The following is a 14,433-nucleotide window of genomic DNA, read 5'->3' as shown; positions in this document are numbered from 1 at the left end:
ACGCGATTTTGGCGTAAACACGACTGGGACAGGTGGGTTGCGAGCCCTCATCATATGCCGATCGCTTGGAAAGAGAAACCGCCACGAATTTTTCACCCGGTGGAATTGTGCGTCAGACCCATGATTCATCTTGCAATCAGGGCAGCCAAACAGGTATCGACGACCAATGAAGTCAGAATAGTCACGCCGAATTCGTCCTAAAACGCTGCCTTTGAGCACCAAAGCCAGCCAAATCTGGCCGTTCGGACGCAAAAAGGGAAGTTCATGATGGCCACTTGGATCAATCCTCAGTCTTGTCGATCGCTAGCCGTTTTGGTTGAGACGGTCACTGCGCCGATGTTGATCGCGCATAAAGCACCTGTGTGCCTCGAAATGGATATCCCGACGGGGATCCCCGTGCCGACCAACCCCGAGCAAACCGCGGAGTTGCTCCGTGTCCTGACGGCTCAAGCACTTGCTGAAATGCCCGACGGCGGCGACCTGACATTCACCGGTTGTGAGACGTCGCAGGGCATTGAGCTGGAGGTGGCCGATACCGGTTGCCGTATTGAGGAGCGAGAAAAACGTCTGCCGATGGTGGCGGCCGCGATCGACGCAAAACTGCTATGGCAGAACTGTCCGCAAGGCGGCGCCGCAGTGACGATCTGTTTGCCTCGTGCCAGCGGTCAGCGACGCATGGCTGCTTGACGGGAAACGCTTCTCCACCACACGACGTTGCACCCTCGTGGGTTTGCGATTTCCATCGTGTGCTTCGTCCATCATGTCGCTGCCCAACGTTTCGCATCATCCGCATTTCCCACGTGACTGAACGACTTCCCCAGCCTCTATGAGCGTCCTTCGACAATCATCGCAACAAGTTCGAACGACGTTTGAGTCCATGCCGACTCAGTCACGGATCGTCACGTTGTTGATCGCGGTGACCATGCTCGTTGGTTTGTTGTGGTGGGCTCAAGGTCAGCAGCCGCAATCCAGCCAACCACTGTTCGGCGGCCGCAGTCTTGGTGAGAACGAGTTGGATCAAGCCGAGCTTGCCTTCAGCCAAGCAGGCCTGAATGCGTGGGAGAGAAAGGACGGTTGCTTGCTGGTTCCCACTGAATCGCGGCATCAGTATTTGGCAGCGTTGAACGAATCCAAAGCCTTGCCGCTTGCTCTGCGAAGTCGTGTCCAAGACGCGATCAACCAAACCAGTTTCTTCGAATCCGATTCCGTGCGTCGCGCCAGACAGTTGCACGCCAAAGCACAAGATCTGGGAAATCAACTTGCGGCGTTTGATGACATCCAATGGGCAAACGTGGTCTATGACGAAGGACGCTCGCGTGGTTTGGCCGGTGGAATGACGCAATCCGCAAGCGTGGTTGTGTGTCCCGCCGGCGATCAACCTCTGCCAGCAGCACGCATCCGTATGATCCAAGATTTCATTCGCGGGTCTTATGCAGGGATGTCGTCCGAGGACGTCGTGGTCTTGGACAAAAACGCTGAGCAGACCATCGCGACGATCAGCGATCCAGCAGTGCGTTTTCGCATCGAAGAACAATCGCGAATTGAACAAGAGGTCACGCGGTTGTTGGATCGCTACCAAGATGTCCGGGTCTCGGTCAGCGTTCAAATGGAGTCGGTCGATCTCCCAGCCTCGGTCGCGAAAGTTGTCGATGTGGCTGACCTAAACGCGTCAGACGTTTCCGATCAAACGGTTGGCGATGATAGCCTGTTGACCAATCTGTTCACGGCGGTGACCCGAGTTCGCGGCAATCGTTCGGCAAGACTGGCAAGCTCGAGTCCCGAATCAGGCAGTGCCGTTGGCTCCACGCCCTTGGTCCATTCAGCGTCCAATCATCGAATCGAAAATGTTCAGGTATCGATCGGATTGCCCGAGCGATATTTTCGCGACATGTGGCAGCAACGTTACTCGTCATCGCTGCGTGTTCCAGGGATCGACATCTCTGGTGCAGAGCAAGGATTGCCAAACGCTGCTGCTGTAGATGCAATGCGATCGTCCACATTGCAATTGACTGCGGCACAGTGGCAGCAGCTCAAGCGAGAAACGCAGGAGAATCTTGATCACGCAATTCGTCCCACTTTGATGGCTTGCAGGCCCAAGTCATCGACGATTGAGGTCTGGGCGTTTCCCGACGATCCGTCAGCAAACGCCGCCAACCACACGGAGGTGGCATGGTGGCAGGGCGGATTGGATGGTTTCCATTCAGCCGGCCTCGATTCCCCACAGACGATTTGGGTTGTGATTGGGGGCGTTGTTGTCTTGCTGGGCGCAGTCGGATTTTTCTTTCGGCGTCGTCGAACAGAATCAACGTCCTCGTCCGTGCCGAATGTTTCACTGCAGTCGCCGGGAGACGATCCCGACCGAGATCTTCGTGAACAACTCGTCACACTCGTCGACGCGCATCCCGATCTGGCAGCTCAAATCATTCATAGCTGGGTCGGCGAAGCTGCTTGATGGGGCACGCTATCGACTCGGAAAGTCGAGCGACGATTGTCGTTCGACTTTCCAAGTCGAAAACGAACACCACCATCCGCCCAAACACAAACCATACGCTTTGTGCCTCGCTGCGCAACTATTACCTCTCCCAGCTGCTCCGGGAGAAGTGACGGCTACCTTCGCACACACTTGCATGAGACAGTGGGATTGAGTCACAATCTCAACTGGGGGGCCGACCGAATCTCAACGCAAGGAATCTGATCGTGCAGTGTCCGGAATGTTCGACCGAGAAACTGGTGACCAAGAGTCTCCGACCGAGCAAGGTCGCGATCGATGTTTGCCCTTCCTGCCATGGGGCGTGGTTCGACGCTGATGAGATGCCCGATGTGCTGAGCGTTGCGACCGCCGATCTGGCTCCTCCCTCGGATTCACGACCCTCGTTGCGGATGTGCCCCAAGGGGTGCCATCGCATGCGTGCATTCCATTATCCGCAGACAGATGTGTTGATCGACATGTGTCCCCAGTGCAAAGGTCTGTGGTTGGACCACGGCGAGTTTTCGGAGATCCGGGAGGTGCGACGGCAATTGGAGGCTGCTGGCAAATTGGAGGAAACCCAAGGCACGTCTGGATCACTGATGGGCTGGGTCTTTTCCGCCATCAAAGCATTGACGGACTCTCGTTGATTTCAGCCAAGCTCGGCAGCCCGGCGGCGCGCAATGTTTTGTCCAGTGCGGCACGTCGCTGATCCGGGCCCAGCGGTCCCGCGGCCGGGGCTCTGCTCGGGTTTCGATCCGCTCCCCGATCGCCCAACTGCGATTGCGAATATTTCTGCTTGATGGCGATCTCGATCGATTTGAACAAGAGCGTTACCAGCACGACCACGGTGGTGACCAGAATAAGCGGCCATTTCCAATTGCCGCTGAGCAAGGCATAGATAATCAATGGCATGCACAGCAATGTGGTCAAGCATCCCGTGGCGCGCCGCGCGGACCGTTTGAATTGCTGGCCTGCCATCCGATAAAACTGTCGCAAGTCAAAGCGGTCGGTCGATAGCAGCACACTTGTGATCAGACGCAGGACTTGTGCGTCGGTGATCGGTTCTCCGCTCGGGCCGCTGACCGCACACTGTTCTTCGTATCCATGCTCGATCCAATCGACTTGCCAACCCTGCCAGTTGCGTTTCAGATCATCAAGCAGCTTGGTCGTTTCGTGAACACCCCACAGGCCGATTCGGCGGGCGGGAACGTCGATCCAGACGCCTTCTTGGCAAACCATCTCCTCTGGCATTTCGTCGCCGACTTCGTCTTGCAGTGCGGACAGAAAATGCTGCGGTCCACGGATGAAATCCAACGGCAACGCCGTGACGTGGAGGTGCGACACTCGTTCGCTTTCATCGATCAGCGTGATCCAAGCTAGCAGGCCCTCGTTCTCGTCCTCCATTGCGGCTTCGTCGATCGACTCCGGACGCGACATCGGCTCCGATTCATCGTCGTCCCAGTCGGTCTCGCCCGCGGCTTGTGCTAGTTCGATCGCCCCATCGGTGGCGTAGCGAACGTTGAATCCTGGCCACGCTGCTCGGATCAGTCGAGCGATCACGTCTTGCATCCGCTGGATCTCATATGCGGACGTATCGCTGTACCAAATCAGATCACGCGTGACCAAATCGACCACGGCACCGCCGGATATTTCGTCGGTCCAGTCTTCCAGCTCTTCGTCTTCGGTGAGCCATTGTTGTAAGGCGACCGGCCCCCACAAGAGTTCGCGGACCAGGACGGGCGCGGCCCATTGGTCATAAAAGTAACGTTTCTCGTTTCCTTGCACGAAGACAAAGATTGCTGGTTCGCTCATCAGACAGCTTGCCCACTAGCGTTTGCGTTTCGTGAATGGACCTTGACTGGAAAAGATGCAAAAATACCAGCACGAAGCGCAAGCGCGTGAACAAAGCGGCATGAATCACTCGCTTGCGTTTCGTGCTGGTAACAATGATTTTGGCACTAGCGTTTACGGCGTTTCTTTTTTTCGCGACGTTCGACTTTCCGCTTACCCTTGTAAGTGCCTTTGGGCGACTTGCTCGATTTGTGGCTGGAGGAATGTGATTTTGCGGAGTGGTTTGTCACCATCTCAAAGAACAATTGTCGCGATTGCAAGTCGACTTTGGCAACGCGTATGGTGACTTCGTCGCCCAAACGAAAACGATTGCCTTCACGGAATCCCGACAGAATCTGACCTCGTCTTTCGAAACGATACTTGTCGTCGGGCAGGGTCGTGACGGGGATGAAACCGTCCACCGGCAACTTGATGCAGCGAGCGTGCAACCCGTCAGCGAAAACGCGGCTGATCACCGCTTTCATCGTCTCGCCGATGTGTTTGTTGAGAAAGTGCAGCAGTTTCAACTGGATCAGTTCCCGCTCCGCTTGCTGCGCGTTGCGTTCCATGTCGCTGCAGTGATGCCCCAGTTTCAGCATCGTGGGATAGGAGTCGTCCGGTGTCTTTTTTTGGTCCAACAGGTTTTGGATCAAGCGATGGACGGTCAAATCGGGGTAGCGACGAATCGGGCTGGTGAAGTGACAGTAGTGCTCCATGTCCAACGCGTAGTGACCTTCGCGTTGAGGGCCGTAGACCGCTTTGTTCATGCTCTTGAGCACGGCAAAGTTGACCGCATCCTCCAGCGGCGTTCCGGCGACCTTGTCCAGCACGCGTTGGATTTCGAAACGGCTTTCGACGCTCTCGATGCCAAGATTCAAATCCTTGACAAACATGCTGAGCTGCCGCAGTTTACGTCGCTCGGGCGGCGGGTGAATACGGTGCAAGAAGTTCAACTCCAGATCATCGAGCCAAGTCGCGACGGCTTGATTGGCCGCCAACATGAACTCTTCGATGATCTGATGGCTCTCGGTGTGCTGTGTTCGGTAGGCGCCTTTGACCTTGCCAGCCTTGTCCAAATCGAGCTTGATCTCCGGCATGTCCATCGACAGCGAACCGCCTTTGAATCGCTTTTTGCGAATCTGCATCGCCAGCTTGTGCATGTCGGTCAGCAAGTCGCAGATCGCGTCACCCCACTTTTCGCGATGCTCCTCCGGCGCTGCCAGGAACTGATCGACTTGTTCGTAGTTCAGCCGCATGTCACTGCGGATTGCCCCGTTGTGAACTTCGCTGTGCGTGATCGTCAGATCGTCTTGAAATTCGATCTCCGCGGTCTTGACCAATCGAATGCGATCAGGCTGCAAACTGGCCAAGTGGTTGCTGATGATCTCGGGGATCATCGGAACGACACGGTCGGGCAGATAGACGCTGGTCGCCCTGGCACGGGCTTCGATATCGAGCTTGCTGCCTGGCTGGACGAAGTGACTGACGTCGGCGATGTGAACCCACAAACGCCAGCGTCCGTCTTCGCGTTGCAGCGAGATCGCATCGTCAAAGTCACGGGCGTCGAACGGATCGATGGTGATGGTCAGCATCTCTGTGAAATCCCGCCGGCCTTCGGGGACCACGTCATCGTTGAACGCGTCGGATTGCTCTCGCGCGTTCTGCAGGACTTCTTCGGAGAACTCATCGGGCAGACCGTACTGACGCATGATGGTCAGCGTGTCGATCGCCGGATTGCTGCTGCTGCCCAAACGTTCCAGGATGACTGCTTCACCGCCGGCACCGCTGTCATCGGGAAACTGCACCAGTTCGACGAACACTTTGTCATCGTCTTTGATGGGTAGTCCACGGACGTCGCCGACGCTGACCGGTTTGTCGTAAGGCGTGCCGTCCAGGAAGACAACCGACTCGCCGTTTTGCACGCGGAACGTTCCGGTAAATTGGCGGCGAGCGCGTTGCAGGATTTTGGCGACCGATGCTTCGTTGCCTTGCCGTCCCGGACGCACTTTGACTTCGACGAGGTCACCTTCCAGTGCGCCACCGGTTTCACCCGGCGGTACGAAGAGATCCTCTTCGACTTTCTCGCCACCGCTGTCGGAGAGACGTACGAATCCGAATCCGCCGCCCATTGCGGTGCGAAAGATGCCTCGCACGCGGTCTTGTGGGCCGCCGACCGCGCCGGTGCTGATGACGAGGTGGTTCGATCCGTAGAGCAATCGGCCTTCTAGGACCAACTGTTTGATGACCCGCCTGACTTCACGATAACCGTCGGCATCCAGATCCAGCATCGCTGCGATCTGTTTGGGTTTGGACGGTCGGTAGTCGGGCGAGACGACCAATCGCATGACGCGATCGGCGATTTCTTGTGATATTTCCATTGATAAAACATAGCGTGCCGTCGCCGTTTCAACACCGGCACTAGGGATTTGAGGGGCCGAGAGTCACCCATTTCCATTGGGTCATATCGTCCAAGCCCGTTTCCAAGCCTTCGCGTCCAAATCCGCTTTCGCCGTTTCCGCCGAAGGGAACCTGGGGTTCTTGTTGGATCGTCATCGCGTTGATGTGGACCATCCCCGCGTCGATTTGGTCCGCGAAACGCATGGCCAAATCCAGATTCTCGGTAAAAACCGAGGCGACCAGCCCGAACGGAGTCGCGTTGGCTTGGGAGAGCGCGTCGGAAAAATCGTCGGCGGCAGAGACCGTCACGACAGGGCCGAATACTTCTTCGGCATGCAGACGCATGTCATCAGTGACACCGCACAGCACGGTAGGTTCGAGTTTATTTTCGTGCCAACGGCCACCGCAGAAGATTCTGGCCCCTTTTTGTGTTGCATCAGCGACCAATTCCCGAATCCGCTGGCGTTGTTTTTCCGAAATGATCGGCCCGATCACCGTCGTCGGATCTCGCAAATCACCCATCGGCAACCCTCGGGCGGCCCCACAGAGCCGCTTCACAAACTCGTCGTGCCGACTGCGGTGGACGATCACGCGGCTGGACGCCATGCAGATCTGGCCCTGGTATAAGAATCCACCCAACAGTGCGGCTTTCACGGCCGCCTCCATGTTGGCATCTTCCCAGACCACCAACGGATTGATTCCCCCCAGTTCCAACGTCACGCGTTTGCCGTTCTCGCCACAGAGACGCTGAACATGACGTCCGACACGGTGGGAGCCGGTGAAGCCGACGGCGGCAACACGCGGATCGGTGACCAACGCATCGCCGATCTCCACTCCGTGCCCCAACACCAACTGCAATGCGTTGGGCGGCACTCCGGCATCGCAATACAACTGAGTCAACATGCTGGCTGTGACCGGAGCCTGGTCCGACGGCAACCAGACAAAGGGGTTGCCGGTGGCCAACGCCATGCTGCTGTGTTTGACCCCTTTGATCAGGGGAACGTTAAAGGGGGTGATGCCCGCGACAACGCCGATCGGTTTTCGAAATCCAAGACTCCAGCGGCCGATGCCGTCGGTCGGATAAATCTTGCCGCCGACTTGGCGAGCCATCGCGGCCGTCGCCGTCAGGTTTCGCACCGCAATTCCGATCTCCATTCGTGCCTTGGAAATCGAGGAGCCGATCTCGTCAATCAGCACTTCGCTGAATGCGTCGGCACGTTGCTGCAGCAGCCCGGCTGCCGTGATCAACCATTGCTCGCGATCGCTGGGCGTTGATCTCGCATATTCGGCTGCAAACTCGCTGGCGGATCCAGCGGCGTCGGCGACATCCGACAGATCGCCACGAGCAGCGATTGCATAGACACTGTCATCCAGCGGATTGCGAACCTCAAACGAACTGCTCTGCGTCGCGGGGCGCAGCGTACCGTTGATCCAGTGTCCGACGCGTTGCATAAAGAATTCTCTGCGTTGCCAGTTGCTCATGTGCGGCGTACATCGTCCGCTCCACCATCATTGGCAAACTATACACCGAACGCTCGCTGCTATTGATCGGCGACCGCGCGTTTGGCAACGTCGGTCCGTAGGACTCGCCCCAGTTGCACGCAGTGGTCCAGATAGGCCCTCGCAGCCATGTGCGCTGCCTCGTCAACTGGGACCGGCTTGTTGTGAACCTCCGATTCCTTCTTGTTGAAAAAATTCAAGCGAGAGAGCCATCCACCTTGAGACCGTGTATCGACGGCGGGTTTGGAATCCGACCGATTGATTTCATCAAGCTTTCGCTGCGTACGTCGATAACGGCGCACCAAAAGGTCGACCGCACGCGACTGAATCTGCAAAATCAGCTCCGCTTCTTCGCTATTCTTGGCGATCTCGCTCGCGTTTTCCAGATCGAGTTTCTCCAATCGCCGCGTCAACTTGATCAGGTCCGTTGCGTCCTGTCCCCCCGGTTGTTCCTTCGCCTCATTCCATTTGGCTCGAAACGCGTCGTCGTCGAGATTCCGCAAATGGATCAGCACATAGCGATGATCTGTGTACAGCAATCTGCTCGTGCTGACTCGGACCTCAGTTTGTTGGATTAGATCTCGCATCGTCACTCCCGAGCGGGCGAACTTCGGATCATTTCGCGCAGCGGGATCGATTCCGCTGAGCAAGAATGCCAATTGATCCACCATTTCATCACTCACCTGAGGCTCACGGTTCACCTCCAAGTAGGGCAGGTAAACGGGAGCCAACATTGAATCCGATTTCAGATTTGACTTGGCATCAGGCGTGTCGTGAGATGGCAATGGCGCGGGGTCTTCGCTATTCGCAGATACCTCGTCTGTCAGCAATCCTTTCTCACTGATTTTCTTGTAGACGTACTTGGCCGCCGATGCACTGATGCTTCGTGAGCGATCTCCTTTGCGGTGATCGCGAAATCGTTTTGCGATTCCGATCGCATCATCGATTCGCAGCTTGATGGGCTCGGAATAACCGCCATCCTGCAACTTGTAGACAACGACGAATCGTGTGCCGTCGCGCGTGATCCCAGACTTGGACTTGCTAACCTGCATGGATGTTGTCTCGTATTTTCCTCCCATGATTCTCTCAATGCAGGGTTGTACTTTTCAGAGGAGAGATCGTGCAGTGACCTCGATAGCGAATCAACAGAACTTAACCCGATGTTCTCATCGAGATTCAGGTGACGCGTAGCGGTTCGACATGCTGGCGTGGATGCGCCAGCATGTCGAGAAGCGTGTCGTGGAAGTTTTCATGAATATCTGTCTGTGATTCGATAAAGCGGGCGGTCACGCATGTTGCCGCAATGCCGCATGCTCGTTAACGTCTAAATGCTTGCCCACTCGGTACACATTTCGATAGGCGGCATTTTTCACTAGTGCATCGTCCGGTCTTGATTTTGGGGTTAGCCGTTTTGGCGTTAGCCACGGTTGTGTCACGAAAACCGTGGCTAACGCCAAAACGGCTCATCTACCGAACCCACGTTCTAAGACTGGACGATGCACTAGGCGGCATTTTTCACTAGTGCATCGTCCGGTCTTGATTTTGGGGTTAGCCGTTTTGGCGTTAGCCACGGTTGTGGCACGAAAACCGTGGCTAACGCCAAAACGGCTCATCTACCGAACCCACGTTCTAAGACTGGACGATGCACTAGGCAGCATTTTTCACTAGTGCATCGTCCGGTCTTGATTTTGGGGTTAGCCGTTTTGGCGTTAGCCACGGTTGTGGCACGAAAACCGTGGCTAACGCCAAAACGGCTCATCTACCGAACCCACGTTCTAAGACTGGACGATGCACTAGGCGGCATTTTTCACTAGGCGGACTGTTCACAGGCGTTTGAATTGAATCAGGACTCACGTGACAAAAGCTTCGTAGAATCCATAGACCCCGACGGCGTCGCCGATTTGGATGCGGTCACCATTGCGCCAATGTCAGCGCCGATCGAGCGAGCCGCTGCTGAGAATGACTCGAAGTTGGCGTTGCCCGAGCGTGGCACGGTGATCGACCAGTACGAGATCGTGGGTGAAGTTGCTCGGGGCGCGATGGGGGTGGTGTTTCGAGCCAAGCACGCCGCTTTGGGACGCGATGTCGCGATCAAGATGATGCTGGCGGGGGACGACGTCAGCGCCGAGTATCGTGAACGCTTTGCCAACGAAGCTCGTGCGGCTGCGGCATTGGACCACCCCGGGATCGTGCCGGTTTTCAGCGTCGGGCAATGGCATCAGCGTCCGTACTTTGCCATGGCGCTCGTGGACGGAGAAAGTTTGGCGGAGCGGTTGCGTGACGGTCCCTTGACGTCCGCCGAAGCCGCACGGATTGCCAAGGAATTGACCGATGCAATCGGGCACGCACACGAACATCAGATCATTCATCGCGATCTGAAACCGGCGAACATATTGATCGATCGCACCCACTCCGTTCGCGTGACCGACTTTGGCGTCAGCAAGTTGATCGGCGGTGGCAGTGAAGTCACCCAGCAGGGCGAACTGATCGGCACACCGCACTACATGCCGCCCGAGCAGGCTGGTGGTTCGACGCAGTCGATCGGTCCCGCAGCGGACGTGTATTCCATCGGAGCCGTGCTGTATGCAATGGTGACGGGACGCCCGCCCTTTCAAGCGGCTTCGCCCGTCGACGTGGTGATGCAAGTGATCTCGCGCGAGCCGGTGCCACCGTCAGCCCTCAACGCCAGCGTGCCAGCGGATTTGGAAGTGATCACGTTGAAATGTTTGAGCAAAAGCGTGGCGGATCGCTACGCGTCGGCGGACGAACTGTCCGAAGATCTGCGTCGATTCATCGCCGGCGAGCCGATCTTGGCAAAACCGCCCGGATGGATACGTCAAGCGCGAATGATGTTGAGAACACACGTGCTGTTCGCCAGCGTCTCGGGCAGCGCAGCGATGCTGCTGGTGCTGATGACGGCCGCCGTCTTGGTCGCTTTGTTTCGTGCTCGAAACGATGTCCTGGAACTACAGGACCAACTGGACAGAGCGACCCTTCTGTTGACGACCGAACGCAGACTGACGTCTAAATACATTTCCGCATCAACGGATCGACCCAATGAGCTGGCCGAATTTGAGATCAATCGTCTGGCGACCTCGGCGAGTGGACTACAAGACTCCAAACCGGAGTTGTCGATTCAACTGGCACTGGCTGCCATCGATCTGGCCGGCCAACGCGGCCTTGCACCGCCGGCGGAGATGATTGATCTGCTCAGAGAACGCCTCCGCGCTGGATTCTCTGGAGCGGCTTCGTCGGATGCGAACTCGGACACAAACCCAACGACAGCGGCTCCCTCCGATTCGCTGCCAGAGACAACCGATGAACTGGTGCAAATGGCAAAACAACGGTGGGGCACGCCGCTGAGTGAAACGGAACGTCAACTTTATGGGATCCAGTATCTGGCTCCTGAGGAAGACTGACGCACTAGGAACGATCACTCGGTTGGTGAGCGATGATAGAATGTCTGCTCGTGAGTTTTGCGGGAGTTCCTCTCAGTCGGTGGATCGATTCTGCAAGACGTATTCCTCCGCCATGTTTATCACCATTGTTTGGAGCCGGTTTATCACATGAGATGCCTTCTCGCTTTGTCGCTTTGTTTTTTCGTTTGCCTGCACGTGATCGCGCAAGACGGCTCGGCACCTGTGCCGTTGATTTTCGACACCGACATCGGCAATGATTGCGATGACGTCTTGGCTTTGGGGATGATTCACGCCCTGCAATCTCGCGGCGAGTGCGAACTCTTGGCGGTGACGACGACCAAGGATCACGAACTGGCCGCGCCGTTCGTCGATTGCGTCAACACGTTTTATGGTCGTGGCGGAATCCCGATCGGCGTGTGCCGCAGCGGCGTGACTCCTGAACCTGGTAAGTTCAATGTGTTGGCCGAAGCAATGGATAATGGCAAGCTGCGTTATCCGCACGATCTGATGTCGGGCAAAGACGCCCCCGACGCGGTCGCTCTGCTTCGCGATGTGCTGGCAGGTGCGGACGATGGATCCGTCGTCATCTGCCAAGTCGGCTTTTCAACGAACCTTGCCAACTTGTTGACTTCACCAGCCGACAAACACAGCCCGTTGGCCGGGACGGATTTGGTCAAGCAAAAGGTTCGGCTGTTGTCGATCATGGCCGGTGCGTTCACGCAAATCGAGAACGACAAAGGAGAGTTGTACGACCACAAAGAGTACAACGTGGTGAAGGACTTGCCGGCGGCGACGAAGCTCTGCGAAAAATGGCCGACGCCGATCGTTTGGAGTGGTTTTGAAATCGGCCGCAACTTGCGGTATCCACACCAAAGCATTTTATCCGACTACCGTTACGTCAAGCATCACCCGCTGCCGGAAGCCTACACGCTGTACATTCCGCCGCCGCACGATCGCCCGACTTGGGATTTGACCTCGGTGCTCTATGCGGTTCGTCCCGAAGCGGGATACTTTGACCTCTCTGCTGACGGCAACGTCTCTGTGGGAGCGGACGGCCTGACGACATTCAACGCCATGCCGGGAGGTCGCGATCGCCACCTGATCATCCGCGAAGATCAAAAGCCGCGAGTGGTCGAAGCCCTGACACTGTTGTCGAGTCAACCGCCAACTTCAGGCGATTGAGCCGACCGACGCAACCTATCTCCAATCCTGGTCATCTCCAATCCTGATCACGCTTCGGTGGATGGAACCGCCGCAAGCAGCGGCAGGTCGTCTTGCGTTGAAACCACGACCCCGCCAGGCTTTTCGATAGTGATGGCAAACGCCACCGGCTGCAACACTTTCAGCTTCGCGTGAATCGGAATCACAAGTTCACCCGTGGAGGAAATATCGAACACGCCGCCATCGATCGGTTCATCGTCCCTCGCCGGATCGATGATCCAAAGCTGGTACTGACGCTGGGTCGGATCATTGACTGGCATGTCGACAAACCGCATGTAGCCCTCCTGAGCCTCGTTGCTCCAGACGACGTCGCCTTGAACGGGTCTTGGAAACGGAGTTTTTCCGGGAGACCAAGCGACTTCAATCAGATCCGATGCCTCGGCCACTAGCGCACGACGTAGACCAACAGCATCGGTGACTTGGGAGGGGCGATTGCCGATCCAGCTGCCGACGGCCAGCAGAATCGCCGCTGCAGCAGCCAGCCATGCAACCCACTCACGACGCAACACCTTCGGCGTTGGGAGGGCCAGTGTGGCAGCGGGTGTTTCGCCTCCATGCTCCGCTGGCGACACTCTCTGTTCCGCAAAAAATGCCTGCGCATCGGTCAAGATGATGCGTCTGAGATCGTCCGGCATCTCGGGCGGATTGTCAAAAATCATTTGAATGCTCGCGGCCGTGAGGTGCAGGCTGTCAGACTCGGCTTCGACGGCATCATTCCAGATCTCGCCAATCTGCTGCTTTTCGGTGTCGGAAAGATCATCCAGCACATGACCGGCGATGAGTTCAAGTTGATCTGGATTCAATGGGTTTAGCGTATCGCTCATCACACACCTCCTTCGACCTGGGCGGCAGGACGACGCATGCAGTCACGCAGTTGAATCAACGCACGTCTGCCATATGATTTCACTGTGCCAAGTGGGATACCCAATCGGCCTGAAATCTGAGCCTGTGAGACTCCGTGATGAATCGAAAGCGTCAATATTTCTTGCTGTCGCTCTGATAATTTTTCCATACAGTCGACCGCCTTGGCTGCTTCGTCGGCAAGCTCCACTCGATCAACGTTCTCCAGCGACGCGACCTCGATGATCTCATCCGACGCCGAGGTCACATGGTTTCGTCCCAGGCGTCGAAGCCGATCGATCAGCCGTCGACGGGCAATCATCCCAATGAAACCTGCTTCGCTGCAACGCGACGGGTCGAACGTGGAAGCCTTTTGCCAGATTTCAATGAATATCTCCTGCGTCGCATCCTCCGCGTCGGCCGGGCACATCCGTTTAGCGAGCGACCAGACCAGGCCGCCGAACTGTTCCAAGCATTCGCTGACGGCGTACTCATCCCCCGCGGCGATCCGAGGCAAGATCGGATTGTCTGTATCCATGTTGTCACTCATCAAAACGTCTTCCACCTTTTGCGTTGTTGACATCCCTCGCCCACTCAGTGTTTCGCAGTCGGCTGTACGTTCATCCTATCGATTCTCCTGATCGGCCGTGACTGCAATGGGTTTTCGGCGTGGTCGGCCCAACAGAACACCATTCGCAGCCCAGACGCGAGCGGATGCAACCATGTCGGGGAGTACTCAAACAACGAGCAATACGC

11 protein-coding genes are annotated in these 14,433 nt (G+C 56.7%); 5 read left to right on the top strand and 6 right to left on the bottom strand.

Annotated elements, in window-relative coordinates:
- The first annotated feature begins 267 nt into the window (after positions 1-267).
- The 3 genes from Pla52nx_RS04265 (at position 268) to Pla52nx_RS04255 (ending at position 3,117) form a co-directional block, all read left to right on the top strand.
- Positions 268-687 (top strand): ATPase, encoded by a 420-nt coding sequence (locus Pla52nx_RS04265; RefSeq protein WP_231741976.1) that lies wholly within the window; start codon positions 268-270, stop codon positions 685-687.
- A gap of 139 nt (positions 688-826) precedes the next feature.
- Complete coding sequence (locus tag Pla52nx_RS04260) at positions 827-2,452, top strand: LPXTG cell wall anchor domain-containing protein (protein WP_146520071.1); 1,626 nt, start codon at positions 827-829, stop codon at positions 2,450-2,452.
- 245 nt (positions 2,453-2,697) lie between these two features.
- Complete coding sequence (locus Pla52nx_RS04255; RefSeq protein ID WP_146520072.1) at positions 2,698-3,117, top strand: zf-TFIIB domain-containing protein; 420 nt, start codon at positions 2,698-2,700, stop codon at positions 3,115-3,117.
- Here the strand turns inward: Pla52nx_RS04255 and Pla52nx_RS04250 are convergent.
- The 4 genes from Pla52nx_RS04250 to Pla52nx_RS04235 all read right to left on the bottom strand — a co-directional run bounded on the left by Pla52nx_RS04250 (position 3,092) and on the right by Pla52nx_RS04235 (position 9,276).
- On the bottom strand, positions 3,092-4,282 hold the full coding sequence (locus Pla52nx_RS04250) for a hypothetical protein (protein WP_146520073.1): 1,191 nt from the start codon (positions 4,280-4,282) through the stop codon (positions 3,092-3,094). The two genes, Pla52nx_RS04255 and Pla52nx_RS04250, sit on opposite strands and share 26 nt — an antisense overlap.
- Positions 4,283-4,428: 146 nt before the next feature.
- Positions 4,429-6,678, bottom strand: a complete 2,250-nt coding sequence (gene rnr, locus Pla52nx_RS04245) for a ribonuclease R (RefSeq protein ID WP_146520074.1) — start codon at positions 6,676-6,678, stop codon at positions 4,429-4,431.
- A 40-nt stretch (positions 6,679-6,718) separates the two neighbouring features.
- Positions 6,719-8,179 (bottom strand): aldehyde dehydrogenase family protein, encoded by a 1,461-nt coding sequence (locus Pla52nx_RS04240; protein WP_197454581.1) that lies wholly within the window; start codon positions 8,177-8,179, stop codon positions 6,719-6,721.
- 59 nt (positions 8,180-8,238) lie between these two features.
- Positions 8,239-9,276 (bottom strand): hypothetical protein, encoded by a 1,038-nt coding sequence (locus Pla52nx_RS04235; protein WP_146520075.1) that lies wholly within the window; start codon positions 9,274-9,276, stop codon positions 8,239-8,241.
- Positions 9,277-10,035: 759 nt separating this feature from the next.
- Between Pla52nx_RS04235 and Pla52nx_RS04230 the strand changes: the two genes are divergently transcribed.
- Together Pla52nx_RS04230 and Pla52nx_RS04225 are read left to right on the top strand one after the other, a co-directional pair.
- Entirely contained in the window at positions 10,036-11,616 is a 1,581-nt protein-coding gene (locus tag Pla52nx_RS04230; protein ID WP_146520076.1) for a serine/threonine-protein kinase, read from the top strand.
- Positions 11,617-11,763: 147 nt separating this feature from the next.
- Positions 11,764-12,798 carry a nucleoside hydrolase gene (locus Pla52nx_RS04225; protein WP_146520077.1) on the top strand — a complete coding sequence of 345 codons (1,035 nt, stop codon included), beginning with the start codon at positions 11,764-11,766 and terminating at the stop codon, positions 12,796-12,798.
- A 47-nt stretch (positions 12,799-12,845) separates the two neighbouring features.
- On the opposite strand, the gene Pla52nx_RS04220 is transcribed toward Pla52nx_RS04225, so the two are convergent.
- Both Pla52nx_RS04220 and Pla52nx_RS04215 read right to left on the bottom strand, forming a co-directional pair.
- A complete protein-coding gene (locus tag Pla52nx_RS04220) occupies positions 12,846-13,661 on the bottom strand; it encodes an anti-sigma factor (RefSeq protein ID WP_146520078.1) in 816 nt (271 codons plus the stop codon).
- Positions 13,661-14,227 carry a sigma-70 family RNA polymerase sigma factor gene (locus Pla52nx_RS04215; RefSeq protein WP_197454583.1) on the bottom strand — a complete coding sequence of 189 codons (567 nt, stop codon included), beginning with the start codon at positions 14,225-14,227 and terminating at the stop codon, positions 13,661-13,663. The genes Pla52nx_RS04220 and Pla52nx_RS04215 overlap by 1 nt, the downstream gene beginning before the upstream one ends.
- Positions 14,228-14,433: the final 206 nt, after the last annotated feature.

It is taken from the genome of Stieleria varia (assembly GCF_038443385.1).
Lineage (GTDB): Bacteria > Planctomycetota > Planctomycetia > Pirellulales > Pirellulaceae > Stieleria > Stieleria varia.
The sequence above is the reverse complement of the archived record's forward strand: the minus strand, read 5'-3'. Positions and strand labels throughout refer to the sequence as shown.